This is a genomic window from Syntrophothermus sp. (assembly GCF_013314835.1).
Lineage (GTDB): Bacteria > Bacillota > Syntrophomonadia > Syntrophomonadales > Syntrophothermaceae > Syntrophothermus > Syntrophothermus lipocalidus.
Window position 1 is genome coordinate 183,808 of sequence record NZ_JABUEX010000001.1, and the last position, 23,144, is coordinate 206,951.

Sequence of the window (23,144 nt, forward strand, 5' to 3'; positions counted from 1 at the left end):
TGCACCTCTTATAACAATAGTACGGCCAGGAGCGTGCCGGCCGAAGCCAAGCACCATCCCCAGTCTATCGCTTTTAGAGAACGGTTATAAGGGAAGACCAGTTCACCGCTGTAACCGCGGCATCTCATAGCCAGGTAGACTTCGTCGGCAAAGGCCATGCTTTTGGCAAACAAGGCTCCCATAGAAGAAGCTACCAGTCTTTGCTGGCGGCCAAGGGGAATACGACCTACCGTCCGTAAGAACCGAGCTTCCCACATTTCAAGCGAAAACTGCAAAAACACCACCAGATAGCGGTAAGACATCTCCAGGACCGTCACCAACAGGGAAGGGAAACGAAAAGCACGCAGGGCTTTGAAGATTTCGCCTACAGGGGTGGTCAAGACCAGCAAAGCCGCCAGCGACAGGGAGACCCCTACCCGCAATCCCAGGCGGGCTACGGCCAGCATACCTTCTTGGGTGAGGTATATCTCAGCAGGGAGAGTCATACCCCAGACAGTACCTGACCACCCGGGGTGGGCCAGTACGAGCAAGGGTGTACCATTGGTAAACAGGTTCAGGGCTGCCGGTAGGGAGATGACTATGGTGACCAGGGGGATGAACCCCCATATCTTTTTTTGTAGAGTCCAAACCGGCAGGCGCGACAGCGCCATTACTACCGCCGTGCCGAGTCCTATGGTTACTAACTCCCAAATGGAAGAAGACATACCGGCGGACAGGATAGAGAGCACTACACATACCAGCTTGGCCCGGGGGTCCAGCCCCTGCCAGAGACCGGTTCCCCGAGCGTGCTTTTCGGTTGCCAGTTCCTCCACTACGGCTTTTCTTAGCTGGTTCATGGTCTTGCGGATGAAGTTTGTTTTCGTGAAACTGCCGCCCTTTTTGCTTGTGGTAGCTACTTCTGCAGGGCTTACCATCCATTTGGGGATTGCCATCAGTTCTTCCTCCCCCTGATATGAACCATAGACAATTACAGAAGCGTGTTCTGCCTAGCGACCAGTAAGTTTTCAGAGTGGCACGAAGGTTAGCATGATCAAAAGCTACTACTTGTTTTCACCAGTACCTGCCAGCCGAACCCACAGCGTCACCACGGCGGCAACCAAAACCATTCCCAAGACGGCGCTTACGATATAGCCGAAAGCTTGGGTAAGAAAGCTGGATGTAAAGCCCGGGATGCTGTAGTCGGGCAGGGGCGCGTGTTTCCACAAATCAGCGTACTTGGCCAGGCCGGCCGGAATATAGCCCACCTCATCTACCAGCTCATCTATTCCCCACTCTCCGAAGGCTGTGCCCGTAGCCAGCAGTCCTAGCGGACATAATATAACCAGTACAATTAGAGCTGCCAACAAGCGTCTGTAACCTTTAACCATTGATGCTCACCTCCGGGGAGTTGTTCGGTAGAACCGGGTCTTTTTCGCTGATCAGGGAAGGATAGCTCTTGGCTACAAATCCCAAGCCTAAGGCCGTAATCACAGCTTCGATCGGCCCGGCGATGAGGAGGTGTTCTGTCATCATGGTGCTGACTGCGACTTTCAAGGGGTACATAAAGTAAAGGGGGGTACCATCCGCAGCCCGGAAAAGATGGTACTGGGAACCGAATTCGACCGACGTAAACAGGGCTGCCAGGTTAATTCCTAAATAACCGGCTATAGCTGCCGCCCACAGTGCTCGACGGGACAGACCAGGGGCAGAGCCTTTGATCCACTTATACACGTAATACCCAAAGAAAGGCATGGCCACTCCCATGTTAAAGCAGTTGGCGCCGATGGCCAGTATGCCGCCGTCGCCGAAGACCAAGGCTTGGATGATGAGAGCGGTGGAGACTGCGATACAGGCGGCCCATGGCCCGAGGAGTATGGCCAGCAGTACCGCGCCTACGGCATGGCCTGAGCTTCCTCCCGGAATGGGGACATTGAACATCATGATAACGAAACTGAACGCAGCTCCCAGAGCAATTAACGGAGTCTCTTTTTTCTTCAGAGTGGCTTTCACTTTCTTGGTGGCCACGCCCCAGATCGGAATCATGGCCCCGATGAAGGGCACAGCCGTATGCGGGCTCAAATAACCGTCAGGTATATGCAACTTCCATCTCCTCCTTTTCATTACTCTTAACTACAGAGATCGGCTGTTACAACGGATGTTCCCCGTTAACCCGGAATCCCAACAAAAAAACCATGAGGCATCATCACCGATATTCGCATCGGTTTTCAGCCTTCATGGCCTTATTCGCTCTTGATTATGATTTAATTTTTTTTACGTTTACCGAATCGTCAGGTCCGGCTCCCGATACGTTGCAACGGTTCGGGATTTCTCCCATCGAACAGGCGGGGGCGACACCTTCGCGGTCCAGTTTGCTTGTATACCCCGTTAGTCTGTTCCTAGAGTGTAAGTTCAACGCATTGGGCCTTCACGTTACCAATGGAGTTGAGTTCTTGACACATTTGATCTACAGGTAGTTCTCCACACACCTCAAGAAACAGGAAACCGGAATTCTTTTCATTTTCGCACAACTCCAAATTCAAGCCCAATCTGGTCCGAATGTAGTCGCCGTACTTGGTCAGCACTTCTTGAACTTTTACAGCGCTGTCCAGTCTGTCCCCAATAAGTACCAACACAGCCTTCATTCTGCTCACTTCCTTTCCTCAGATTGAAAAAGGGCGGGCTGGGCTCTTTTGCTCAAAAGTCTTTTACCAGGGTAAAGGTGCTGGTGAGGTTTTCGTAAGTTACGGAAAACAACCAGTTACCGCGGGCCATGAGAAAGACCCGGGCTTTACCCCCATCGTCGGTAGTCATTTGAATAGGATAGTCCCGCCCGGATACCCCAGGGTACGAAGCCTTCACTTCAGCCCCGGGTAGAGGGCTGCCCTCGTAGAGGACCTGAAACTCGTAAGGGTCACCTAGATGTACGTGGCTGTATTTGGCGGGAACGATTTCCAGCGGTATTCCCACCGGCATCAACTGGTGGTGATGGTGATGACCAATTTCCACAATGACTTTTGCATAGCAGTGCTTGATGTCGGCTTTTTCTACGGCGTAGGCGGTTATTAAACCATCTGCCCCCTTTCCCAGGGTAAGCTCAACAACAGCTCCTTTCTTTTCCAGCTCTACTTCTCTTGTTTCACCTCCTTCCACCACGAAAGCCTGCAAGGATGAATAAGCCGGCTCTATCACAGGATGCAGGTTGTAACCTTTGAGAAGTCTTAACCTGACTTCTTCTCCTGGGTGAAAATGGCCGTGATCCGTCATCGGTTCCAGCCAGATCTCGGTTTCCTCTTGTCTTGCGGCCACTTCGATCTCTTCCAACACGATGCGGTGATGAACCAGCTCCATCTCTTTTATTCGGGCTTTGATTACCCTACGCTCACCGAAGACGTTTTCCATAAAAATCGAGTCCGCCTTCGGTATTACCCGGTCCACCTTTTCCATGACCAGTTCTTCCTGCCCATGGCGCACCAGGTAAACGTTAGCTTCGCACACCTTCATCACCCCACCTTTCTGTAAAACCTGCCCTGTCACGAGCAGCAGGCGAAAATGCTTCTTCCGAAACCTTCCCCAAAAAATCTTAGCCGGCTCGCTCTTCTAAACACTCCCGGCACAACCAGCCCTTGGAGGTTAGAGTAGCCCGTGTTTCCATTACTGCTTCTCCACACCCGTCGCAGCGGACGCTTTTTCTGATGACTGCCCGCGGGGGCACCGCCGGACTGACCTCCCGGTAGTCGAACATGTCTTCGAAGGGGCGGGTCATAATCGCCTCAAACATCACGGCCTGCAGTTGTTCCTTTTCCGATTGTTCTTCCCGGCTTAGCCCGCTCTTATTCGCCAATTCCCGGTAGCGCGTGAATTCGGGGCCAACCAGAGCCCCGAACTTTTCGGCTATGCGAACCGCTCGGTTCTGATTGCGGCTGATAATGGTGTACACCTGCTTGCCGTAATCTCTAAACAGGAGGTTGCCTTTACCGAAAGTGCATCCCAGAATGGCCTGAATAGCATCGACCCCGCAGGCATCGTTCTCGACAACGGCTACGAGCTCTTCATCCTCATCCCGGTTGATTCCCAGGTAGTGTTGAGCAAACTCGGCGACCCGAACGCCTCTAAGCAATCCGGGGCAGATGTGCCCGTGAAACTGAACCGCCTTCTCCAAAGGGGACATGTCCTGACACACGGTTTATCGCCGCCTTTCGCTGATATGTATAACCTATTCTTTGCTCAGTCAAACGCGACCAAAGTTATCATACACCTTTCGGATTCTTCGTACCAGGTCTTCCACCTGAAGGGGGAGTGGCTCGTCCAGGGCACCGGCGATTTCGATACCATACCTGTTTATCGGCAACAGCACCTTGACCGCGGGTGAACTGGCAATGGCTTCCGCCATGCGCGTCGTCAGCTCCCCCAGAAACGAATTAGCGGCTATAATGGCCACCGACCCGGCAATAACGTCAACCTTGCTCGCACACTGGACTACCACGTTTTCCCCGCTTGCGCCTTCATTGGCACCCGCCCTGAGCATCACGGAAGTTGCAACCGCATTAGTACCGAGCCCCATAATCGTGACTTCCTCGCCCAGTTCCTGACGCAACTTTTCGACGATTAGGCGACCGATTCCTCCTCCCTGTCCATCTACCACTGCTACTTTCAGTGCAGGCACTTTGCAGTCCACCTTCCTCACAGCCATAAATCAAATGATGAACACGCTAAATTTTGTCTTGCCCGCTTTGCTCCCAGCATTATTGCCAATTTCAAACTTCTTTAAAGCTTGGGTTGAGGGCAAGCCTTCACCCATTTCGCGGAAGGGTTAAGGTAAATGTGACCTGCCCCTCCCGCCAGGACCGGCATTCCAGCCGGCCGTGCAGTTTCTTGGTCAAGTCCTGGCATATGCGAAGTCCCAGACCGAGGTGTTGGTTGCCCTTGGTGGTGAATCCGGATTTAAAGATTTCCGAGCGAAGCTGTGGTGAGATTTCTCCAGGATTGGTTATGGAGAACACCAGAAACGGACCTCTGCCTCTGATTACCACGGTTACCCACTTATCAGGCGGTTCTTTCGTCTCCACAGCCTCAATAGCGTTGTCGATAAGGTTGCCCAATACCCTGACCAAATCGTAATCCCTAGTAGAACTTCCAAAAACCTGTCCTTCCACTTCCACATCCAGCCTAACCCCTTTAGCTTCAGCCTGGCACAGCTTGATGTTGAGCAGAGCGGCGATAAAGGGGTTCGTGATTTTAAGAAGGTTGTTGAGCCTAGACACGTCAACGGTGACCTGAGATAGATACTGTCCTAGGGCTTCCATGTTTCCCATATGGTAGAGAGAGCTTATGACTTGAACATGGTGTAAGAAGTCGTGTCGTTGGCTTCGGAGCGCTGTGATAAGGTTCATGATGTCGTCCGAGATAGTGTTTTGCGTTTCGGCCAGTATCTTGGCCTCTACCACATGGGCTGAACGCAACAGTATATAAACATTTAAACCCATTAAGCTGAGAAAAAACAACCCCAGTACCACAGGGTGGGTCCTGGAACTCAAACCCTGAGCTACGGTCAAGGTAAAGCTGCCTAACAGCAAGGCCTGTAACAAAACCGCGAAGAAAAGGGAATTCCACTGATAAAATTTTCGCCTTTGGTTAATTTTACTCCAAAAGAAGCCGAATGTACCTCGGATGCGATGGGCTTTGTATACAGCTAAAAGGTAGACAGGTACCGCTGCCTTCAGCCACGATGGCCAAGCGGCGGGTTTACAACTGAACAGACAAAACCAACCTCCTGTCGGTTCAACGGGAGCTTCCAGCTTCCCAGGCTACGCGGTTCAAAGCACCAAAGACATAATGTCATACAGTTCATTCAGCTTGTCTTTGCCCATAGTTACGTGTTTCGGGTAGTCATAAAATGATACCCTGTAAATTCTTTCTGCTATCGGTGAAATCTTTTCTACTTTGTCCATGTTAATGATAAAGCTTTTATGACAACGGAAGAAATTTGGCGGTAGCCGCTTTTCCAGAGAAGACAACGGTTCTGTAGTGGTGTATGGGCCTTTGATAGTATGGACTATAGTTTTCCGAGCAAGTTTTTCCACAAATACGATATCATTGGCCTCGATAAAAACCACTTCACGGTGGTCACGAATAGTCAGCTTCTGTTTGTGCAAATGCGTCATTCTTTCAGCTTCTAATTGTTTACGGACCTTAGTAATCGCTTTTGCCACCGCTTCTGCGGTAATCGGTTTCACGATGTAGTCAGTGGCGTCGACTTGGAAAGCCTCGGCCGCGTAACCGGGGTGAGCGGTGACAAAAACCAGACAAGTTTCAGGCTTAGCCGTCTTTACGATGGAAGCTAAGGATAGTCCGTCTAGTCCTGGCATTTTGACATCGAGAAAAAGCGCGTCCGGTTTCAGCTCCTCAACCAAGGACAGAGCCTCGCTCCCGCTTGACGCCTTACCCACAACCCTAACCCCAGGGATAGCCATTAGACAACTTTCCAGCATTTCCTGGATGCTGGGCTCATCTTCAGCGATTAACACCGTAATTTGCTTAGACGAACGAGCCATCATTATCACCTGCACTCGATAGGCTTTTGTGTCTTTAGTATACAAGTATACAAACCTGCTTCTTATGGCATTCTAAACATATTATATCAGATTAGCCGTCAGGTTAATTGCCTGCTGCGAAATTTGCAGTCGATAACCCGTGATTTCATGCAGCATAACCGAGATAATAGACGAGGGCCACTTAACAGCAAGACGGGCTGGCGGTATATTAATCAATAAGCTGGCAAGCAGTACGCACGGGTTTTTTGCCGTCCGCGCTCAGGATAAGAAGGGAAGATTGTCTTAGGTGGGTGTAAACACAAGTGCATGAGCTGGCTTTGATGGAAGGAATTATAGCTGCCGTTCAGGAAAGTGCAGCTGCGCATAATATAACCAGGATTACGAAGATTAAGATTGTGGTGGGCAAACTGACCATGGCTTTACCTGAAAGCCTCAGTTTTGCTTTTGATGTGCTGGTTGCGGATGATGATTTGTGGAAAGATGCGAAACTGGAAATAGAAGAAAAGGACGTGGAGTGTAGATGCAGGGCCTGTGGTAGATGTTTTGGCGGTTTGCCTTTGGGTGTTTTCAGTTGCCCGGAGTGTGGAGCGGCTAGCGTGGAAATCATACACGGGCGGGAACTACTCGTAGATTATTTCGAAGGAGAATCGCTAGATGGGGAAAAGGATCGAGCTCAAGACCGGTGTTCTGCAAGCTAATGACATGATGGCCACCGCGAACCGCAAACTATTTGCCCAACGGTCGGTGCTGGCAGTTAATATAATGAGCTCGCCTGGGGCAGGCAAGACCACGATACTGGAAAAGACTATTTTGGAGCTAAAACCCAGGATGAGCATGGCGGTTATCGAAGGAGACCTGTACACGGATTGGGATGCCCGGCGCATTGAAAGCACGGGGGTGCCGGTTTACCAGATAAACACCCGTGGTGGATGCCACCTCGATGCCCGGATGGTTAGAGACGCTTTCGAGCGATTGAAGCTGCGAGAGATAGATACCCTATTTATAGAAAACGTGGGCAACCTGGTTTGCCCGGCCGAGTTCGACCTGGGTGAGGACTTCCGGGTGGTAGTCTGTACTACGACCGAAGGCAATGACAAGCCCTGGAAGTATCCTTTGATGTTCCAACAAGCCAGGGCCATTCTTTTAAACAAGATGGACCTCTTATCCCAGACTGACTTTAATGTGAGGGAGTTCGAAAAAGCGTTGTCCAGCATAAATTCTGAAGCCAAGATATTTTTCGTCTCGGGACGAACCGGCCAGGGCATAAACGAGTGGTGCCGCTGGTTAGAAGAGGAAGTTCACAAGAAGAAGATTGCTTGTAGCTAGCCAATCCCAATCTTTTTCTTCCCGCTTGCCGCTGGCGTTGGCCCGGGGCAAGCGGCTTTCTAAAACAGTTGGCCCTGACATTAGGAAGGGATACGCATAAATCGGTGCCGAGATTAAGAGGTCGAGGGCATCCGGGTTTGGTGTAACATTTGGGTGCGGTGCAAGATGTGTTTGCAAAAACCGGTGTTGCTAAACGGGGCAAACGGTGCCGTCCTGAGGTCAGAAATGGAACTTGCGGCTGAACGGTCGTGAGAAAAAGGGGGGCACATGTGATTGCAGAGACGGGGCAAAGGAGGTGCAGGAAAAGAGTCATAAGAAATGACGTGAGGGCCAGCAGGCCTGCTTAAAATGTGTCGTTGTTGAGCTCTCAAGGATCAGGTTAGTCAGGAAGACTAGTTGTTGGGAGGGACTAGCATAATGCCTACTAAGCTCAGTCGTCGCGAGTTTATCCGCCTGTGTGCCGGTTCGGCGGCGGCCATATCGATGTCGCCGTTTTTGGCACCGTTCATGGCTGAGGCGGCGGAAGCGGGAGCCCCGCCGGTGATATGGATCCAAGGAGCGGGATGTACAGGTTGTTCAATTTCGCTTCTCAACACGGTTCACCCTTCTATCCAGGAAGTGTTATTGAAAGTCATCAGCCTCCGTTATCATCCCAATGTTATGGCTGCTGCCGGTGACTTGGCCATCAGAGACGCTATGTACAAGGTGGCTGAGGAAAACCCCGGGAAATTCTTCCTAGTGGTCGAAGGGGCTGTACCAACCGGGGCCGATGGTTTGTACTGCACTGTGGGTGAGGAAAACGGGGAACCTATTACTTTCATGAAGTTGCTTAACGATATCGGCAGCAAAGCCAAGGCTATACTGTCTTTCGGGACATGTGCGGCCTACGGCGGCATTCCCGCGACTCCGCCTAATCCCACAGACTGCAAGCCGGTTTCGGAAGTGATCAAAAACGTACCGATAGTGAATGTGCCCGGCTGTCCTCCTCACCCGGATTGGATGGTTGGAACCATTGCGCACATCATACTTTACGGCGACTATCCTGAACTGGACGAATTCGGACGTCCCAAGATGTTCTTCTCCAAGATTATCCACGATAACTGCCAGAGAAGACAGTACTTCGATAACGCGATTTTTGCCAAGAATTTCGGGGATCCAGGGTGCATGTTGGAACTGGGGTGCAAAGGCCCGATCGCGTACTGTGACGCGACTACCCGGTTATGGAACGGAGGGGTCAACTGGTGCGTTAAGTGCGGCGGGGTCTGCATAGGCTGTACAGAACCGCAGTTCCCAGGGTGGCCGATTTACGAGCGGATGCCGGAAATGCCGGTAGGGCCGGCTATGACTGCCACAGTTGACCAGCTCGGAATGATTCTGGGAGGAGCAGCCGTGCTCGGTATCGGCGGGCACTTGGCCGGTAATATTCTGACCGGGCGGATCGGTGGCAAGAAAGATGCGAAAGAAGGTGAGGAATAATGGCGCAAAAGGTTGTAGTTGATCCCGTAACCCGCATAGAAGGGCATCTGAAGATAGAGGTCGAGATCGACGGCGGTAAAGTTGTGGACGCCCGTACCAGCGGAACCATGTTTCGGGGAATGGAATTGATCATGCAGGGGAGAGATCCACGGGACTCATCCCAGATAATGCAGAGAATATGCGGGGTGTGCCCGGTGGTCCATGGTACGGCTGCAAGCCTGGCTTTGGATGATGCCTTCGGAATTGAGGCCCCAGATAACGGGCGGATTATCAGGAACTTAATTCTGGGGTCGAATTACATCCAGTCGCATATTCTTCATTTTTTCCATCTTGCGGCCTTAGACTATGTGAAAGGGCCGGACGTGCCCCCGTTCGTGCCTCGGTACCAGGCCGATTACCGTCTCCCGGATGCGGTGAACAAGCAGGCAGTCGATAATTACATCAAAGCATTGGACATGAGGCGCAAAGCCCATGAGATGTTGGCGATATGGGGAGGTAAAATGCCTCACCAGCAGGGCATCGTGGTTGGTGGAGCGACCGAACAGCCGGATACGCAAAAGATAGTGGAATTCAAATGGAGGTTGGCTGAACTCATCGATTTTATCGACAACGTTTATGTACCGACGGTTAAGGCCGTGGCCGAGGCTTATTCTGACTGGTTTGACATTGGGCGCGGCTGCATGAACCTGCTGGCTTACGGGGGAATGCCTTTGGAACAAGGCAAGGACCACGTGAAGAAGAAGAAATTTTTCCCTTCCGGTACGTATATACGCGGGGAATACCGGCCTTTCGATCCGTCCCTAGTGGCTGAGGAAGTGAAGTACTCTTGGTACAAGGACGATACGGGCGGCAAGAAACCGACAGAAGCGGTGGTGACTCCGGACCCGAAGAAGGAAGGAGCGTATTCTTGGCTCAAAGCCCCGCGCTACAACGGGATAGTGATGGAGGTCGGACCGCTGGCCCGGATGTGGATAAAGAAAGTCAAAGAGGTTACGGACTTAGGAGAAAAGGCCTTCTCGGTAATGGGACGGCATTTTGCCAGGGCCATCGAGTGTTCCCTGGTGGCTCACGCCATGGATGAATGGGTATTGCAGCTGCAGCCGGGTAAACCGGTTGCCACACCCTATGAAATACCGGGCGAAGCTTATGGCATGGGGTTGACCGAAGGACCGCGAGGTGCTCTAGGGCACTGGCACCGCATCAAGCACCAGAGGACCGCGGTGTACAACGCGGTGGTTCCTACCACCTGGAACGCGTCGCCTCGAGATGGGCTGAACCAACCCGGAGCCATGGAGCAGGCCCTGATTGGAACTCCGGTGGCGGATCCGAACAATCCAGTGGAGTTGGTACGCGTAGTGAGGAGCTTCGATCCCTGCTTCGGGTGTGCCATTCATCTGATGACTCCCGATAAGAAGACTCTGGCTGAATTCGTTATTGACTGAGGGGGATGATGAGATGAAAGAAATGGAGCTCAGGCATCCCATCTGGATCCGGGTTTTTCACTGGATGAACATGATAGCCATTACTCTTCTGATACTCACGGGCTATTATATCCATGCACCGTTGCATTTTCGCGTTTTCAGCAGCATGGATCAGGCCAGAATGCTGCATTTTGCCATGGCTTATGTCCTGTGCGTAGGGGTGGTCGGACGCGTGTACTACGCCATAGTCACGGGTGATTGGAAGAACATCCTTTTCAACCCGAAAAAAGACATCAAGAACTTTCCCAGCATGCTTAAGTACTATCTATTTCTATCAGACAGTCACCCTTACTACGGCAAGTACAATCCAGGGCAGAAGATGATGTATTCTGGGTGGCTTTTTATGGCATTGATTCAGATCGTTACCGGGTTTATTCTCTATAAGCCCGATTTATTCCCGTCTTTGGGTGCCCTTTTGGGTGGCCTGGTAGCAGTTCGGGTTATTCACTATATAGTCACCTGGTTGTTTGCCCTGTCGGTGCTCGTACACGTGTATCTCGACGTGTCCGAGGGGATACCGGTGCTGATGTCCATGTTTACCGGCAAAATGCCTAAAGGTTTCCATCACGCCGAGAAAGGACACTGAGCCTGTTGGGCTCCCAAGAGCATAAGCTATTAACCGAGGGGGAAGATGTTTGAACAGGGTTCTCGTAGTAGGCATCGGAAACCTGTTGTTGAAAGATGAAGGAGTTGGAGTCCACGCAGTGCAAGAGTTGAGGGAGAGTGGGCTTCCGCCAGGGGTAGAAGCAGTAGATATAGGAACCAACAGCTATGACTTGGTCGATTGTTTGTGCGAATCGGATAAACTTATCGTTATCGATGCCATGGAGGGAGGAGGGGAGCCCGGAACCATCTACCGGGTTTCCTTTGAAAACCTGGAGCTGAAACGAAAGGGGGAGCTGTTGTCTTCACATCAACTGCAGTTTCACGAAGCGGTCGAGATGGCGAAGATGATGGGATGTTGTCCTGAGATCACGGTTATCGGGATTGAACCTAAAACCATCGACTGGGGAACAGACCTTTCACCTGAGGTTCAAAGACGTTTGCCCAGGGTGGTAGAATTAGTTTTGCAGGAAATTGAAAGGCTATTTTCAGATTGAGGCTCTGGCATCTTGCCGGGGCTTCGTTTGTCAACGATGGCAAAGCCAACGGCAGCGGGCAGGGAAGGATATGGAGGAAGAGGTGAGGAGTTTTCGCATTCGAATCACAGGGATAGTACAGGGGGTGGGATTCCGGCCCCACGTGTACCGTTTGGCCTGCGAACACGGTATAAGAGGGTGGGTCTTGAATTCGTCCAACGGGGTATTGATTGAAGCTGAGGGGTATGCCGAGTCTCTGCACGATTTTACCCGCAGATTGGTCGAAGAGCCGCCTCCTTTGGCGGTTATCAAAACCTGCGATGTGAAGGAAATAACACCACGAGGTTTTACCGACTTTACCATTAGGCACAGCCAAAACGAATCGGAAAAGGGGGTCATGATCTCTCCCGACATCGCCGTTTGTCAGGACTGTAAGCGGGAGGTGACGGACCCGAAGGACCGAAGGTACCGGTATCCTTTTACGAACTGCACTAACTGCGGTCCTCGTTTTACCATTATCAAAGACGTACCTTACGACCGGGATAAGACCACGATGGCTCCGTTTCCCATGTGTGAAGACTGTCGCCGGGAATACGAAGACCCGGGACACCGGCGTTTTCACGCCCAGCCCAACGCTTGCCCGGTGTGCGGACCCCGACTTTATGTTCTCGACTCCGAGGGGAGAGAAGTGCATAGGGACCCCATCGAGCTGTTAAAAGCGGGGTATATACTAGCGGTCAAGGGGCTGGGAGGATTCCACCTGGCCGCGGATGCTAAGAATTGCGATGCGATTAGGAGCCTAAGGGAGCGCAAGAAACGAGAGGCTAAACCTTTCGCAGTAATGGCGAGGGATGTAGAAGCAGCCCGCTTGTACTGCCACATAAACCCCGTCGAAGAGCAATGGCTAACCTCGCCTTCGGCTCCCATTGTCATACTGGAGAGAAACTGGGACGGGCTTTTGCCTGATGACCTGATTCATCCCGGTATAGACACCATAGGCGTCATGCTTCCGTATACTCCCCTTCACTACCTGCTTTTCGACGATGAACTGGAACTCTTGATCATGACCAGTGCGAACGTCACGGACGAACCTCTGATTACCGATAACAATGAAGCCTTGTTCAAACTGCGCGGGATAGCCGATTACTTTGTCGTGCATAACCGGGACATTTACAACCCGTGTGACGACTCGGTGATGAGAGTCACGCCCGTAGGGAATCCCCAGTTCTTGCGCCGGGCCCGGGGGTTTGTGCCGCGGGGAATCAAGCTGCCCGGAAATACCCGTACGGTCTTGGCTCTCGGCGGTGAGTTGAAGAATACGTTTTGCATGACCAGGGGTGACGAGGCTTTTTTGAGCCAGCACTGGGGTGACCTGAATAACTACTCCAACTGGGTAAAATTCTTGGAGGGAATACCGCGATTCAAAAAGATGCTGGCGGTTGAACCGGAGGTCATCGCCCATGACCTTCACCCGGACTATCAAACGACGATTTGGGCCGAGAAGCAGTTAGGGATTGACAGGGTAGCGGTGCAGCATCACCATGCCCATCTGGCTGCGGCCATGGCCGAAAACGGCTTGGAGGGCGAGGTCCTTGGGGTTATCTGTGACGGTGCCGGTTGGGGAACTGACGGTGCAGTCTGGGGTTTCGAATTTCTGAAAGGAGACCGCCGTGGTTTCACGCGCCTCGGCCATTTGCGCTACGTTCCTCTTCCCGGCGGGGACGCGACGGCTAAACGTCCGTACCGGATGGCTTTGGTTTACCTACTGGAGGCTTTGGGCGACCGGGGCTGCGAGGTGGCGAGACGGTACTTGCCTGTCATGACAGGGGAAGAGATAGAGATTTTGGGTCATCAGGTGCGAAAAAGAGGTAATGTCATGAAAACCTCGTCTTGCGGGCGTCTGTTCGATGCGGTTTCGGCCTTCCTGGGAGTGTGCTACCTAAACCGGTACGAAGGACAGGCAGCGGTGGAGCTGGAAGCGTTTGCTGACACCAAGACTGCAGGGCACTATCCCTATTCTCTTAAAAAGGAAGGCGAAATTTGGCAGCTAGATATTCTTCCCATGTGGGTAGAAATGATAAAAGACTGTGAGAGCGGGAAGGATCCTAGGGAAACGGCCATGAAATTCCACCTGACTCTTGTCGCTGCGATGACCGATGCCCTGAAGAGGATGAGAGACGAAACCGGCCTGGAGCGGGTAGTGTTGAGCGGCGGGGTTTTTTACAACCAGATATTATTGGAAAAGGTGAGGGAACAGTTGAAGAAACAAGGTTTTAGAGTTTACCAACATACCCAGGTTCCACCCGGGGATGGGGGCATATCCCTGGGGCAGGCCTACGTTGCGAGCGAGGTGAAACGATAGTGTGTTTAGGCGTTCCAGGAAGGGTAGAAGAAATACTGGAGAACGATAGGGCGAGGGTCGATGTGAGCGGGAACTCGCTGGAAATCAGCATCAGGCTTACCCCCGAGGTGAAGGTGGGTCAGTATGTGCTTATTCACGCGGGGTTTGCCATGCAGATAGTAGACGAAGCCTGGGCTAAGGAAACCCTGGGCATACTGGAGGAGCTTCGGCAATATGCGCAACTCTAGGGAATACGCTGAACGTTTGTTAGCAGACATAAAAAGAGAGAAACGTGAAGTCTCATTGATGGAGGTATGCGGTACCCATACCGTGGCCATTGCCAGAAGTGGGCTGAGAAGCCTGGTCCCTCCTAACCTGAAGCTGCTTTCAGGTCCGGGCTGTCCGGTGTGTGTCACCGCCCAATCTGACATCGATGCTGTTATCGAACTGGCGCGACGACCAGGGGTCATACTGGTCACTTTCGGTGATATGATGAGGGTTCCGGGGTCGGAAAGTTCCTTGCAGGAGGAGAAGGCACGAGGGGCAGACGTGCGGGTGGTATACTCTCCCTCGGACGCCCTGGAGATCGCCCGCCAGAACCCGGAACGGGAAACGGTGTTTCTGGGCATAGGTTTTGAAACCACAGCTCCGGCCGTAGCCCTGACCATCGAGCAGGCGGCTGCGTCTGGTTTGGCCAACTTTTCCGTTTGGTCGCTGCACAAGCTGGTGGGGCCGGCCTTGGACGCGGTTTTTTCCGACGAGTCGGTTAAAGTCGACGGGCTCATCTGTCCAGGACACGTTTCGGCCGTAACCGGAGTAAAGCCGTACGAGCCGGTCGTCTCCCGTTACCACAAGCCTTGCGTGATAACCGGATTCGAAACCTTGGATATCCTGGAGGGTATATGGCTGCTTTTGCGCCAGTTAAACCGGGGGGTAGCGGAGATCGAGATACAGTACCGGCGAATCGTGCGGCCGGAGGGTAACCCGCTAGCCCAGGCGGCCATCGAACGCGTGTTCACTGCGACGGATGCTAGCTGGCGGGGCTTAGGGATCATACCGGCCAGCGGTCTCGAAATCAGGGAAGAATACGGAGCATGGGATGCGCAGCGCAGATTCGACATTCCTGAGGTGGAAGAGCGGATCATTAAAGGATGCAGGTGCGGGGATGTATTACGCGGTGTGATCACGCCCTATGAGTGTCCGTTGTTCGGCCAGGCCTGCACCCCGGTCAAGCCGGTGGGACCTTGCATGGTTTCACAGGAAGGGGCTTGTGCCGCGTATTATCGCTACGGTCGGAAACGGGCCTGAAGCCACAGACCCGGCACTCAGCTCAAGTCTTGATTAACGACTAGCATTTTGGGACCTACTGTCATGTTACAACTTCAGTCGGCTGAGTGCCGGGTCTGTGTCCATCAGTGGCTATTCCCAAAAAACAGGTGAAGGAGCTGGAAGATGAGAACGGGAAAGATTTTGCTAGGACACGGAAGCGGGGGAAGGATGACCCAAGAACTCGTTAACAGCGTGTTTAAGAAGACGTGGGCTAACCCGTATCTCGACCAGATGCTGGATGGGGCGATTTTGAAGGTCGGTAGTCAACGCATAGCCATGACCACGGACTCCTTCGTAATAACCCCTCTGTTCTTTCCGGGGGGAGACATCGGAAAACTGTCGGTTTACGGAACGGTTAACGATCTGGTTGCGTGCGGGGCGCGGCCATTGTACCTGTCCGCGGGATTAATCATTGAAGAAGGATTCGGGGTGGAGGAGTTGGAGAAAATAGCTGCTTCCATGAGCAAAGCTGCTCTTGAGGCAGGGGTACAGTTGGTGACGGGCGATACCAAAGTAGTGGAGAAAGGGAAGGCAGATGGTATTTTCATCAACACGACCGGGATAGGAATAATAAGAACCGAAGTGGATTACCGGCCGGATCGTATTAAGCCCGGTGATGCGGTTATCGTTACGGGGAAGGTAGGAGAACACGGTTTAGCTGTGCTCGCTCAGCGGGAGGGCTTGAGTTTTTCCACCCCGGTAACCAGCGATTGCCAGCCACTGCACCGCGTGGGTGAATTGCTGGCCCGGTATGGCCAAGAGGTGAGGTGCATGCGCGATCCCACTCGGGGAGGGGTAGCCACGGTTTTAAATGAGTTGGCTCAGCAGTCAGGGACGGGGTTCATTGTCAGAGAAGAGGATATTCCGCTCGATCCGGTTGTGCAGGGAGCATGTGAAATGTTAGGGCTGGACGCGCTCTACCTAGCCAACGAGGGAAAAATGGTTGTGGTGGTTGCCAAAGACGCGGCGCAGGCTATAGTGGAAGACCTACGCCAGCTCCCCGAAAGCAGGGATAGCGCAGTTATCGGGTATGTGAAGGATGAGGTGCCGGGACTGGTTTTATTGGAAACTGAGCTCGGAGCTCACCGTATATTGAATATGTTGGAAAGCGACCAACTCCCACGGATCTGCTAGCCTGATGCAGGTTCCAATTAGATAAAGTAAATCCTAATAGTGTATTAATCTGCATCGAGTCTCCGCGAAATTCGCAAGCACTTGGGCCTTCTAGCGGTAACCTGGCCGAATATCGCGGGGTTTGTTATTTAATTTTTCCAAAATATTCCCTCTCTAAGACAAGCACGTTTTCGACCAGAGCCCCATAGGATGTATAGCCCGAAAATTTTGGAGGTGGGATAATGACCATCCTGGGGTGGGCTCTGGCTATATTTTCTTTAACGAAGGGCATGTTGATGCTCTTTTCTTATCTCAATAACCTGGTTTTTCCCCACCCGCTAAGCGAGGAAGAGGAAAGGATTTATTTAGAAAAGACCAGGGAAGGAGATGAGGAGGCAAAGCACATCCTCATAGAGCACAATTTGCGCCTCGTAGCCCACGTGATCAAGAAGTTCGAGGGCACAGGGGAGGACACGGAAGACCTCATCTCTATTGGAACCATCGGTCTTATCAAAGCCATCAACACTTTCGACTATGCGAGGGGGACCCGGCTCGCTACTTATGCAGCCCGTTGTATTGAAAACGAGGTGCTGATGTGGTTTCGTAATAGCAGGAAAGTTAAGCAGGAAGTTTCTATTTATGAGCCTATAGGATATGATAAGGAAGGGAACGAGATTACATTCCTGGATATCTTGACTACGGACAACGAGATAGTCGATGTTGTAGAAACCAGGCTACAGGAAGAAAAGATAAGGCAGAAATTGGGGGCCTTGAGCAAGCGGGAGCGCCAGGTTATCGAAATGCGCTACGGGTTGTTTTCAGGCCTCAAAGCTACCCAACGTGAAATAGCCAGAAAACTAGGAATTTCTCGCTCCTATGTTTCGCGTATAGAAAAACGAGCCTTAAAAAAGCTCATACGGGAAATTAACCTGGATGTTCTTTCAGTTTAGTTCTCAACTCTTAAATAATAGAGGGAGGAGCCGGTGTTTAAGATATTGCACCCAGATATGTGTGTAAATTCGGTTTTAGACATTCCGGTGGAAGAGCTGCGACAGAACCGTATAACCTCGTTTATTTTGGATCTTGACAACACCATGACGGAATGGAACAGCAACGAGGTAAGGCCAGAGATTATAGCCTGGGTGGATAAGCTTAAGGAAACGGGTGGCAAGGCTTGTATAGTCTCTAACAATAAGGAAAGCAGGGTGAAGGCTGTAGCTCATATTTTGGACATTCCGTACGTTTGCCGTGCCGGGAAGCCTCTGCGGCGGGCTTTTCGGAGGGCTCTGGAGCAAGTAGGTTCTCTACCTGAGGAGACTTCAGTAGTGGGGGATCAGGTGTTTACAGATGTCTTGGGAGGAAACTTGATGGGGATGCTAACCATACTAGTGTCTCCCCTCAACCCGCGGGAGTTCTTCGGTACGAGGATTTTCCTAAGAAACTTGGAAAGGTTAGTAAGGAGACCAAAGATGAAAATAGAAAGCCGTACTCTCTAACCATGCAATGCCGCGACTGCTGAGAGTCGATACGTTGACAGGCGAATCGAGACTCCGTGGTTCCATCCGGCACTAAGCGGCCTGGGTGTGGTGGTTTACTGGTTTTTTCGGTGTTGAAGCATGACGGATTGATGATAGTCTATTAAGAGGTGGAACGTTTATAATGCAGGTTAAGGCTGACACAAGGGTGCTAGGGATAATCGGAAATCCTCTCGGTCACTCGCTTTCTCCGCAGATGCATAACCGGGCTCTCGAGCACCTCAGGCTGAACTACGTTTATGTGCCTTTCGTGGTGGACAACCATGCTCTGAAAGAGGCGGTCGATGGCATACGGGCCCTCGGGATCGATGGAGTCAACGTCACCATCCCCTTCAAAGAAGCTGTCATCGGGTACCTCGATGATTTATCAGAAGAAGCGCGGTGGTGTGGGGCCGCTAATGTTGTCAAAAACTGTGGAGGGAAGCTGGTCGGGTACAACACCGATGGAGCCGGCTTTATGGCTTCATTACAGGAGCAAGGGGTGTTGCCGGGTGGACAGAGGGTGGTGGTTTTAGGAGCCGGGGGTGCAGCTAGGGCTATTACTTACCACCTGGTTCAAGCTGAAGTCGAGTCGCTGGTGTTGATAAATCGGAGCGTAGACCGGGCCGAGGCTCTGGCCGGGGAGTTAGAGGCCATCGGTGACGTTCCCGTTAAGGCAGTCGGCTGGGAAAGGGCTTGCCTCCAAGAGGCGATTGAGGAGGCCGATCTGTTGATCAATACCACCTCTATCGGGATGTACCCTTGGATCCGAGAAATGCCGCCTCTAGACCCCGAGTGGTTCCATCCGGGATTGGTTGTGTGCGACATCGTGTATAATCCGATTCAGACCCGGTTGCTGATGGAGGCGTCTATGCGGGGGCTTAAGACTGTAAACGGGGTAGGCATGTTTGTTCATCAAGGCGCTTTGGCTTTCCAGCTGCTAACCGGCGTTGCGGCTCCTTTGGAAGTAATGCGCGAGGTGGTCATCCATTTACTCACCGAGGGTAATGCAGAGGGGTAGGATAAGGACAACGGTCAGGGGTTTTACTTTACTGGAACTTGGGGTCGTTCTGGCAATTATCGGGGTTCTGGTACTGATAGCCGTTCCCAAGTTTAGCGTCCTTTCGGATTACATAAAACTAAGAAAAGATGCAATCGAAATATCCAGACAGCTGCGGTTGGCCCGTCACCGGGCAGTGGCAACCATGCAATCGAACCAGGTTCGCTTTTACCCCGACTACCAGTATTACCGGGTCTACCAGCCTACTACCAAGACCTACATGTTGAGTTCAGGGGTCAGATTTCTCTATGTCAGTTTTCCCAAGGACCCTCGGGGTTGGATTATGTGCCAGTTCAGTCCCTTGGGAGTTCCTACAGCAGGGGGTACGGTGGCTTTGGAGAACCGCCGTGGTCAGCGCTTGTACGTGGTGGTCAATCCCGTGGTGGGCCGGGTTCGGCTGTCTTCTACGCCTCCGGTGGAGTGAGTTAGTGGGTGGTTGGAGTTGTCTCGGTTATTGCGATGAGAGAAATGGGAAGTTTTTATCTATATTGTTATGTATAGTAATCTGCGTTAATCAGCGTCTAATCTTGCTAAATAAAGGCGGTGCTGGGGGTGTCCTTGGTATTTGATCTGATGTTCATATTTTTTGCTCGGATCATCGACGTTTCTTTGGGAACGGTACGCATGATCCTTACTATTCGCGGAGAACGGTACCTGGCAGCTGGTATCGGGTTTTTCGAAATAATGGTATATGTAGTGGCTTTGGGCAAGGTGATTAACAGCCTGCATGAACCTCCCCGGCTTATTGCCTACTGTTTAGGTTTTGCCAGCGGCGTTTTAGTGGGTATTGTCATAGAGGAAAGACTGGCGCTCGGCTACAGGGGGCTACAGGTTATAACCGATTACAACAATGATAGGTTGGTTGAATACCTGCGAGACCAGGGGTTTGGAGTCACGACATGGGAAGGAAGCGGTCGTGAGGGCCCCAAACTGGTTATTAACATTTTTGTGAAACGAAATCTTGCCCAACAGGTGTCAGAGAAAATAGAAGAGGTAGACCCGAACGCGTTTATAGTTTTCATGGAGCCCAAGTATTTTCGAGGTGGATACATAAAGAAGTAGGGAGGCAGCGGTCATGCTAAGGTTTTTAACTGCGGGAGAATCTCATGGACCGGCTTTGGGGGGCATAATAGATGGGCTTCCTGCCGGTCTGGAAATAAACGAAGATTATATTAACCGCCAGTTATCCCGCCGGCAAAAAGGGCACGGGCGGGGCAAACGGATGGCTATCGAGACCGATACAGTGAAGATTCTTTCTGGGGTTAGGCATGGCAAGACGCTGGGAAGCCCCGTTTTTTTGATTGTTGAAAACCGGGATTATTCTAATTGGCAGCAGATCATGTCAGCTTCCGGACCGGGGACCGGAGAAAGGCAAGTATTCAGGCCTCGCCCCGGGCACGCGGACCTGGCCGGTGGGATGAAATACGGCCATGAGGACTTGCGGAATGTACTAGAAAGGGCCAGCGCCAGGGAGACGGCCATGCGGGTGGCAGTTGGGGCTGTTTGTCGCCGGCTTTTGGAAGAGCTGAACATCATGATCTACAGCCAGGTAGTGGCCATCGGTCAGGTGAGGGCAGAATCGATGCCGGTCGACCACGAGAGCTTGCCGCAATTGATGGAGAAAATCGATGCTTCCCCCGTTCACTGTTATGATGAGGAAGCGGCAGCGGCCATGATGGCCGAGATAGACACGGCCCGTGTCCGGGGAGAGTCACTCGGAGGCTGTTTCGAGATAGGGGCGCTGAATATTCCGCCGGGCTTGGGCAGTTATACCCAGTGGGACCGGAGGTTGGACAGCCGCTTAGCAGGAGGACTAATGAGTATCCCGGCAGTTAAGGCGGTTGAGGTAGGAGATGGGGTGGCGGCTGCCGGGAGGTTTGGTTCCCAAGTTCACGATCAGATCTACTATGAAGCTGAAGGAGGTATTAGACGTTCTACCAATCGAGCAGGGGGCATTGAGGGCGGGGTAAGCAACGGGGAAACGGTTTGGGTCCGGTGTTATATGAAACCCATACCGACTCTGTACAATCCTTTGACTAGCGTCAACATACGTACCTGGCAGGAGGAACAAGCGCAGGTGGAGAGGTCCGATATCTGTGCGGTTCCGGCAGCTGCGGTTATCGGGGAGGCGGTAGCAGCATGGGTCATAGCTGGGGTTCTCTTGGAGAAGTTCGGCGGTGATACCATGCAAGAAATCAAGACCAGCTACAAGCGTTATCTTGAATACTTGAGAAGGGTTTGGAAATGGGAAAGAACATCGTTTTAATCGGGTTCATGGGAACCGGCAAGTCGACCATCGGGCAACGCCTAGCCCGCAAGCTGGGAATGATTTTCGTCGATACGGATCGCGAAATCGAAAAGATTACAGGTATGACAGTGGCCGAGATTTTCAGAAAACACGGAGAAAAACGTTTTCGTTCCGAAGAGAAACTGCTGGCTCACAAACTTGCCCAAAGAGAAGGCCTCATCATATCCTGCGGCGGGGGCATGCCTTTAGATCCGGAGAACATGAAGGTGTTGGGAGAGAACGGGGTGATCATAGGCTTAAAAGCAAGTCCCGAAGACGTGTTCAGGAGGGTGATGAGAAAACGGCATCACCGTCCCCTCATCGATCGTGAACTGACCTTGGAGCGTTTGCGGGCGATGATGGCAGAGAGGGAGAAATATTATCAGTGTGCTCACATTACGGTGGACACCAGTACCCACGGCATCGAAGAACTAGTTCATAAGATAATCCTGAATCTGAAGGAGTTTTGTTATGGCAAAGGTTAGTGTTAACTTAGGAGCGAGAAGCTATGACATCCACATCGGGGCAAACCTGTTAGAGCAAAGCGGGCAGATCATAAAAGAGGGAGCTCGAAGCGAGAACCTGTTCTTGGTCAGCAACCCGACCGTTTTTTCACTTTATGGAGCGGCCGTAATAAAAAGCTGCGAAGACTCGGGGCTGAAGGTGGTAGCAACACTGATCCCGGACGGAGAGGAATACAAGACTATGGGTCAAGCCGAAGAAGTAATCGGCGAAGCCATCCGCCGGGGAATTGACCGGGAAAGCCTGTTGGTGGCACTGGGTGGCGGGGTAGTAGGAGATCTGGCCGGTTTCGTGGCTGCGGTGTACCAAAGAGGCATAGATTTTGTCCAGATACCCACTACTTTGTTGGCTCAGGTCGATAGCAGCGTCGGGGGTAAAGTGGCAGTCAACCACCAGGCCGGCAAAAACATGATCGGCGCCTTCCACCAGCCGAGAACGGTCATCGTGGATGTGCATACCCTTGCTTCTCTGTCCGAACGGGAGTTTGCGGCGGGGATGGCTGAAGTGGTTAAATACGGGATCATACTCGATGAAAGTTTCTTTGTTTTTTTGGAAAACCGTCTTTCTGATATCAAAGACCGAGACGAACAGGTTATGGAATCCATAGTCAAACGCTGCTGTGAACTGAAGGCCATGGTGGTAGAGGAGGACGAGACCGAACGGGGGCTAAGGGCCGTCCTTAACTTAGGTCATACTTTCGGCCATGCGGTTGAGACTTTGACGGGATACAGTGCATACCGGCACGGCGAGGCGGTTTCCATCGGCATGATACTGGCTTGTTCTCTTGCCCGAGATCTGGGGCTGATGGGGGCAGGAGAGGTTGAAAGGGTTACCGGTATGCTGGTGGAGTTGGGGCTGCCGGTGAAGTTACCCCAACTCGATTCCCGTTCGATTTTGAACGCCATGTACCGTGACAAGAAAACCCGGGGCGGAAAACTGCGGTTGGTCTTGCCCTGCGGAATCGGTCGTGCAGTAGTAAGGGATGACATAGACGACGAACTTATACTGAAGGTGCTCTGTAATCAAAGTCAAGCCACAGATGCACACTGATTGTCACCGATTTCCACTGATTTTTTAAGAATTAAT

At 52.1% G+C, this 23,144-nt stretch carries 27 protein-coding genes; 18 read left to right on the plus strand and 9 right to left on the minus strand.

All coding sequences use genetic code 11. The annotated features are described in order from the left end of the window. Positions 1-8 precede the first annotated feature (8 nt). The 9 genes from cbiQ to HPY90_RS00980 form a co-directional block, all read right to left on the minus strand. Entirely contained in the window at positions 9-932 is a 924-nt protein-coding gene (gene cbiQ / locus HPY90_RS00935) for a cobalt ECF transporter T component CbiQ (RefSeq protein WP_287190028.1), read from the minus strand. A gap of 108 nt (positions 933-1,040) precedes the next feature. Further along, positions 1,041-1,367: a PDGLE domain-containing protein gene (locus tag HPY90_RS00940; protein ID WP_287190030.1), complete on the minus strand. Its 327-nt coding sequence runs from the start codon at positions 1,365-1,367 to the stop codon at positions 1,041-1,043. Then, entirely contained in the window at positions 1,360-2,079 is a 720-nt protein-coding gene (gene cbiM, locus HPY90_RS00945) for a cobalt transporter CbiM (protein WP_287190032.1), read from the minus strand. The genes HPY90_RS00940 and cbiM overlap by 8 nt, the downstream gene beginning before the upstream one ends. Before the next feature lie 296 nt (positions 2,080-2,375). Then, entirely contained in the window at positions 2,376-2,621 is a 246-nt protein-coding gene (locus HPY90_RS00950; protein ID WP_287190034.1) for a hypothetical protein, read from the minus strand. A gap of 52 nt (positions 2,622-2,673) precedes the next feature. Beyond that, positions 2,674-3,480 (minus strand): CooT family nickel-binding protein, encoded by an 807-nt coding sequence (locus tag HPY90_RS00955; RefSeq protein ID WP_353733628.1) that lies wholly within the window; start codon positions 3,478-3,480, stop codon positions 2,674-2,676. Between the two features lie 79 nt (positions 3,481-3,559). Beyond that, positions 3,560-4,147 (minus strand): FmdE family protein, encoded by a 588-nt coding sequence (locus tag HPY90_RS00965; RefSeq protein WP_287190181.1) that lies wholly within the window; start codon positions 4,145-4,147, stop codon positions 3,560-3,562. Positions 4,148-4,207: 60 nt separating this feature from the next. Beyond that, on the minus strand, positions 4,208-4,633 hold the full coding sequence (locus tag HPY90_RS00970; RefSeq protein WP_041433273.1) for a DUF3842 family protein: 426 nt from the start codon (positions 4,631-4,633) through the stop codon (positions 4,208-4,210). Between the two features lie 136 nt (positions 4,634-4,769). Beyond that, complete coding sequence (locus HPY90_RS00975; RefSeq protein WP_287190036.1) at positions 4,770-5,531, minus strand: sensor histidine kinase; 762 nt, start codon at positions 5,529-5,531, stop codon at positions 4,770-4,772. A 261-nt stretch (positions 5,532-5,792) separates the two neighbouring features. Continuing rightward, a complete protein-coding gene (locus HPY90_RS00980; RefSeq protein WP_287190038.1) occupies positions 5,793-6,575 on the minus strand; it encodes a LytR/AlgR family response regulator transcription factor in 783 nt (260 codons plus the stop codon). A 257-nt stretch (positions 6,576-6,832) separates the two neighbouring features. Between HPY90_RS00980 and HPY90_RS00985 the strand changes: the two genes are divergently transcribed. The 18 genes from HPY90_RS00985 to aroB all read left to right on the plus strand — a co-directional run bounded on the left by HPY90_RS00985 (position 6,833) and on the right by aroB (position 23,108). Further along, positions 6,833-7,228 carry a hydrogenase maturation nickel metallochaperone HypA/HybF gene (locus HPY90_RS00985; protein WP_013174569.1) on the plus strand — a complete coding sequence of 132 codons (396 nt, stop codon included), beginning with the start codon at positions 6,833-6,835 and terminating at the stop codon, positions 7,226-7,228. Next, positions 7,185-7,856: a hydrogenase nickel incorporation protein HypB gene (gene hypB, locus HPY90_RS00990; protein ID WP_287190041.1), complete on the plus strand. Its 672-nt coding sequence runs from the start codon at positions 7,185-7,187 to the stop codon at positions 7,854-7,856. The genes HPY90_RS00985 and hypB overlap by 44 nt, the downstream gene beginning before the upstream one ends. A 417-nt stretch (positions 7,857-8,273) precedes the next feature. Then, entirely contained in the window at positions 8,274-9,332 is a 1,059-nt protein-coding gene (locus HPY90_RS00995; RefSeq protein WP_287190043.1) for a hydrogenase small subunit, read from the plus strand. Continuing rightward, positions 9,332-10,774 carry a nickel-dependent hydrogenase large subunit gene (locus HPY90_RS01000; protein ID WP_287190045.1) on the plus strand — a complete coding sequence of 481 codons (1,443 nt, stop codon included), beginning with the start codon at positions 9,332-9,334 and terminating at the stop codon, positions 10,772-10,774. Before HPY90_RS00995 ends, HPY90_RS01000 begins: the two co-directional genes overlap by 1 nt. Positions 10,775-10,787: 13 nt before the next feature. Beyond that, a complete protein-coding gene (gene cybH / locus HPY90_RS01005; protein WP_287190047.1) occupies positions 10,788-11,399 on the plus strand; it encodes a Ni/Fe-hydrogenase, b-type cytochrome subunit in 612 nt (203 codons plus the stop codon). Positions 11,400-11,448: 49 nt separating this feature from the next. Next, complete coding sequence (locus tag HPY90_RS01010) at positions 11,449-11,913, plus strand: HyaD/HybD family hydrogenase maturation endopeptidase (protein ID WP_287190049.1); 465 nt, start codon at positions 11,449-11,451, stop codon at positions 11,911-11,913. Between the two features lie 70 nt (positions 11,914-11,983). Next, positions 11,984-14,254, plus strand: a complete 2,271-nt coding sequence (gene hypF / locus HPY90_RS01015; RefSeq protein ID WP_287190050.1) for a carbamoyltransferase HypF — start codon at positions 11,984-11,986, stop codon at positions 14,252-14,254. Continuing rightward, positions 14,254-14,481: a HypC/HybG/HupF family hydrogenase formation chaperone gene (locus HPY90_RS01020; protein WP_287190052.1), complete on the plus strand. Its 228-nt coding sequence runs from the start codon at positions 14,254-14,256 to the stop codon at positions 14,479-14,481. Before hypF ends, HPY90_RS01020 begins: the two co-directional genes overlap by 1 nt. After that, positions 14,468-15,541 (plus strand): hydrogenase formation protein HypD, encoded by a 1,074-nt coding sequence (gene hypD, locus HPY90_RS01025; protein ID WP_287190054.1) that lies wholly within the window; start codon positions 14,468-14,470, stop codon positions 15,539-15,541. Before HPY90_RS01020 ends, hypD begins: the two co-directional genes overlap by 14 nt. Before the next feature lie 144 nt (positions 15,542-15,685). Continuing rightward, positions 15,686-16,696, plus strand: a complete 1,011-nt coding sequence (hypE, locus tag HPY90_RS01030) for a hydrogenase expression/formation protein HypE (RefSeq protein WP_287190055.1) — start codon at positions 15,686-15,688, stop codon at positions 16,694-16,696. A 221-nt stretch (positions 16,697-16,917) separates the two neighbouring features. Continuing rightward, entirely contained in the window at positions 16,918-17,625 is a 708-nt protein-coding gene (gene sigK / locus HPY90_RS01035; RefSeq protein WP_013174579.1) for an RNA polymerase sporulation sigma factor SigK, read from the plus strand. A 33-nt stretch (positions 17,626-17,658) separates the two neighbouring features. Beyond that, positions 17,659-18,171, plus strand: coding sequence for a YqeG family HAD IIIA-type phosphatase (locus HPY90_RS01040; protein WP_013174580.1), 513 nt, complete (start codon positions 17,659-17,661; stop codon positions 18,169-18,171). A 163-nt stretch (positions 18,172-18,334) separates the two neighbouring features. Continuing rightward, on the plus strand, positions 18,335-19,210 hold the full coding sequence (locus tag HPY90_RS01045) for a shikimate dehydrogenase (RefSeq protein ID WP_287190058.1): 876 nt from the start codon (positions 18,335-18,337) through the stop codon (positions 19,208-19,210). Beyond that, positions 19,197-19,673, plus strand: a complete 477-nt coding sequence (locus HPY90_RS01050; protein WP_013174582.1) for a pilus assembly FimT family protein — start codon at positions 19,197-19,199, stop codon at positions 19,671-19,673. Before HPY90_RS01045 ends, HPY90_RS01050 begins: the two co-directional genes overlap by 14 nt. A 128-nt stretch (positions 19,674-19,801) precedes the next feature. Then, positions 19,802-20,311 carry a DUF2179 domain-containing protein gene (locus tag HPY90_RS01055; RefSeq protein WP_013174583.1) on the plus strand — a complete coding sequence of 170 codons (510 nt, stop codon included), beginning with the start codon at positions 19,802-19,804 and terminating at the stop codon, positions 20,309-20,311. A 13-nt stretch (positions 20,312-20,324) separates the two neighbouring features. Then, on the plus strand, positions 20,325-21,515 hold the full coding sequence (aroC, locus tag HPY90_RS01060) for a chorismate synthase (protein ID WP_013174584.1): 1,191 nt from the start codon (positions 20,325-20,327) through the stop codon (positions 21,513-21,515). Continuing rightward, positions 21,494-22,021 carry a shikimate kinase gene (locus HPY90_RS01065; protein ID WP_013174585.1) on the plus strand — a complete coding sequence of 176 codons (528 nt, stop codon included), beginning with the start codon at positions 21,494-21,496 and terminating at the stop codon, positions 22,019-22,021. The genes aroC and HPY90_RS01065 overlap by 22 nt, the downstream gene beginning before the upstream one ends. After that, positions 22,008-23,108, plus strand: a complete 1,101-nt coding sequence (aroB, locus tag HPY90_RS01070) for a 3-dehydroquinate synthase (protein WP_013174586.1) — start codon at positions 22,008-22,010, stop codon at positions 23,106-23,108. The genes HPY90_RS01065 and aroB overlap by 14 nt, the downstream gene beginning before the upstream one ends. Positions 23,109-23,144: the final 36 nt, after the last annotated feature.

Coding starts and splice junctions, on each gene's coding strand:
- HPY90_RS00950 (WP_287190034.1), bottom strand. CDS start 2,621: ATGAAGGCTGTGTTGGTACTTATTGGGGACAGACTGGACAGCGCTGTA.
- sigK (WP_013174579.1), top strand. CDS start 16,918: ATGACCATCCTGGGGTGGGCTCTGGCTATATTTTCTTTAACGAAGGGC.
- HPY90_RS01050 (WP_013174582.1), top strand. CDS start 19,197: ATGCAGAGGGGTAGGATAAGGACAACGGTCAGGGGTTTTACTTTACTG.
- hypB (WP_287190041.1), top strand. CDS start 7,185: ATGGGGAAAAGGATCGAGCTCAAGACCGGTGTTCTGCAAGCTAATGAC.
- cbiQ (WP_287190028.1), bottom strand. CDS start 932: ATGGCAATCCCCAAATGGATGGTAAGCCCTGCAGAAGTAGCTACCACA.
- hypE (WP_287190055.1), top strand. CDS start 15,686: ATGAGAACGGGAAAGATTTTGCTAGGACACGGAAGCGGGGGAAGGATG.
- HPY90_RS01065 (WP_013174585.1), top strand. CDS start 21,494: ATGGGAAAGAACATCGTTTTAATCGGGTTCATGGGAACCGGCAAGTCG.
- hypF (WP_287190050.1), top strand. CDS start 11,984: ATGGAGGAAGAGGTGAGGAGTTTTCGCATTCGAATCACAGGGATAGTA.
- HPY90_RS00965 (WP_287190181.1), bottom strand. CDS start 4,147: ATGTCCCCTTTGGAGAAGGCGGTTCAGTTTCACGGGCACATCTGCCCC.
- aroB (WP_013174586.1), top strand. CDS start 22,008: ATGGCAAAGGTTAGTGTTAACTTAGGAGCGAGAAGCTATGACATCCAC.
- HPY90_RS01045 (WP_287190058.1), top strand. CDS start 18,335: ATGCAGGTTAAGGCTGACACAAGGGTGCTAGGGATAATCGGAAATCCT.
- aroC (WP_013174584.1), top strand. CDS start 20,325: ATGCTAAGGTTTTTAACTGCGGGAGAATCTCATGGACCGGCTTTGGGG.
- HPY90_RS00955 (WP_353733628.1), bottom strand. CDS start 3,480: ATGAAGGTGTGCGAAGCTAACGTTTACCTGGTGCGCCATGGGCAGGAA.
- cybH (WP_287190047.1), top strand. CDS start 10,788: ATGAAAGAAATGGAGCTCAGGCATCCCATCTGGATCCGGGTTTTTCAC.
- HPY90_RS00995 (WP_287190043.1), top strand. CDS start 8,274: ATGCCTACTAAGCTCAGTCGTCGCGAGTTTATCCGCCTGTGTGCCGGT.
- hypD (WP_287190054.1), top strand. CDS start 14,468: ATGCGCAACTCTAGGGAATACGCTGAACGTTTGTTAGCAGACATAAAA.
- HPY90_RS01000 (WP_287190045.1), top strand. CDS start 9,332: ATGGCGCAAAAGGTTGTAGTTGATCCCGTAACCCGCATAGAAGGGCAT.
- HPY90_RS00940 (WP_287190030.1), bottom strand. CDS start 1,367: ATGGTTAAAGGTTACAGACGCTTGTTGGCAGCTCTAATTGTACTGGTT.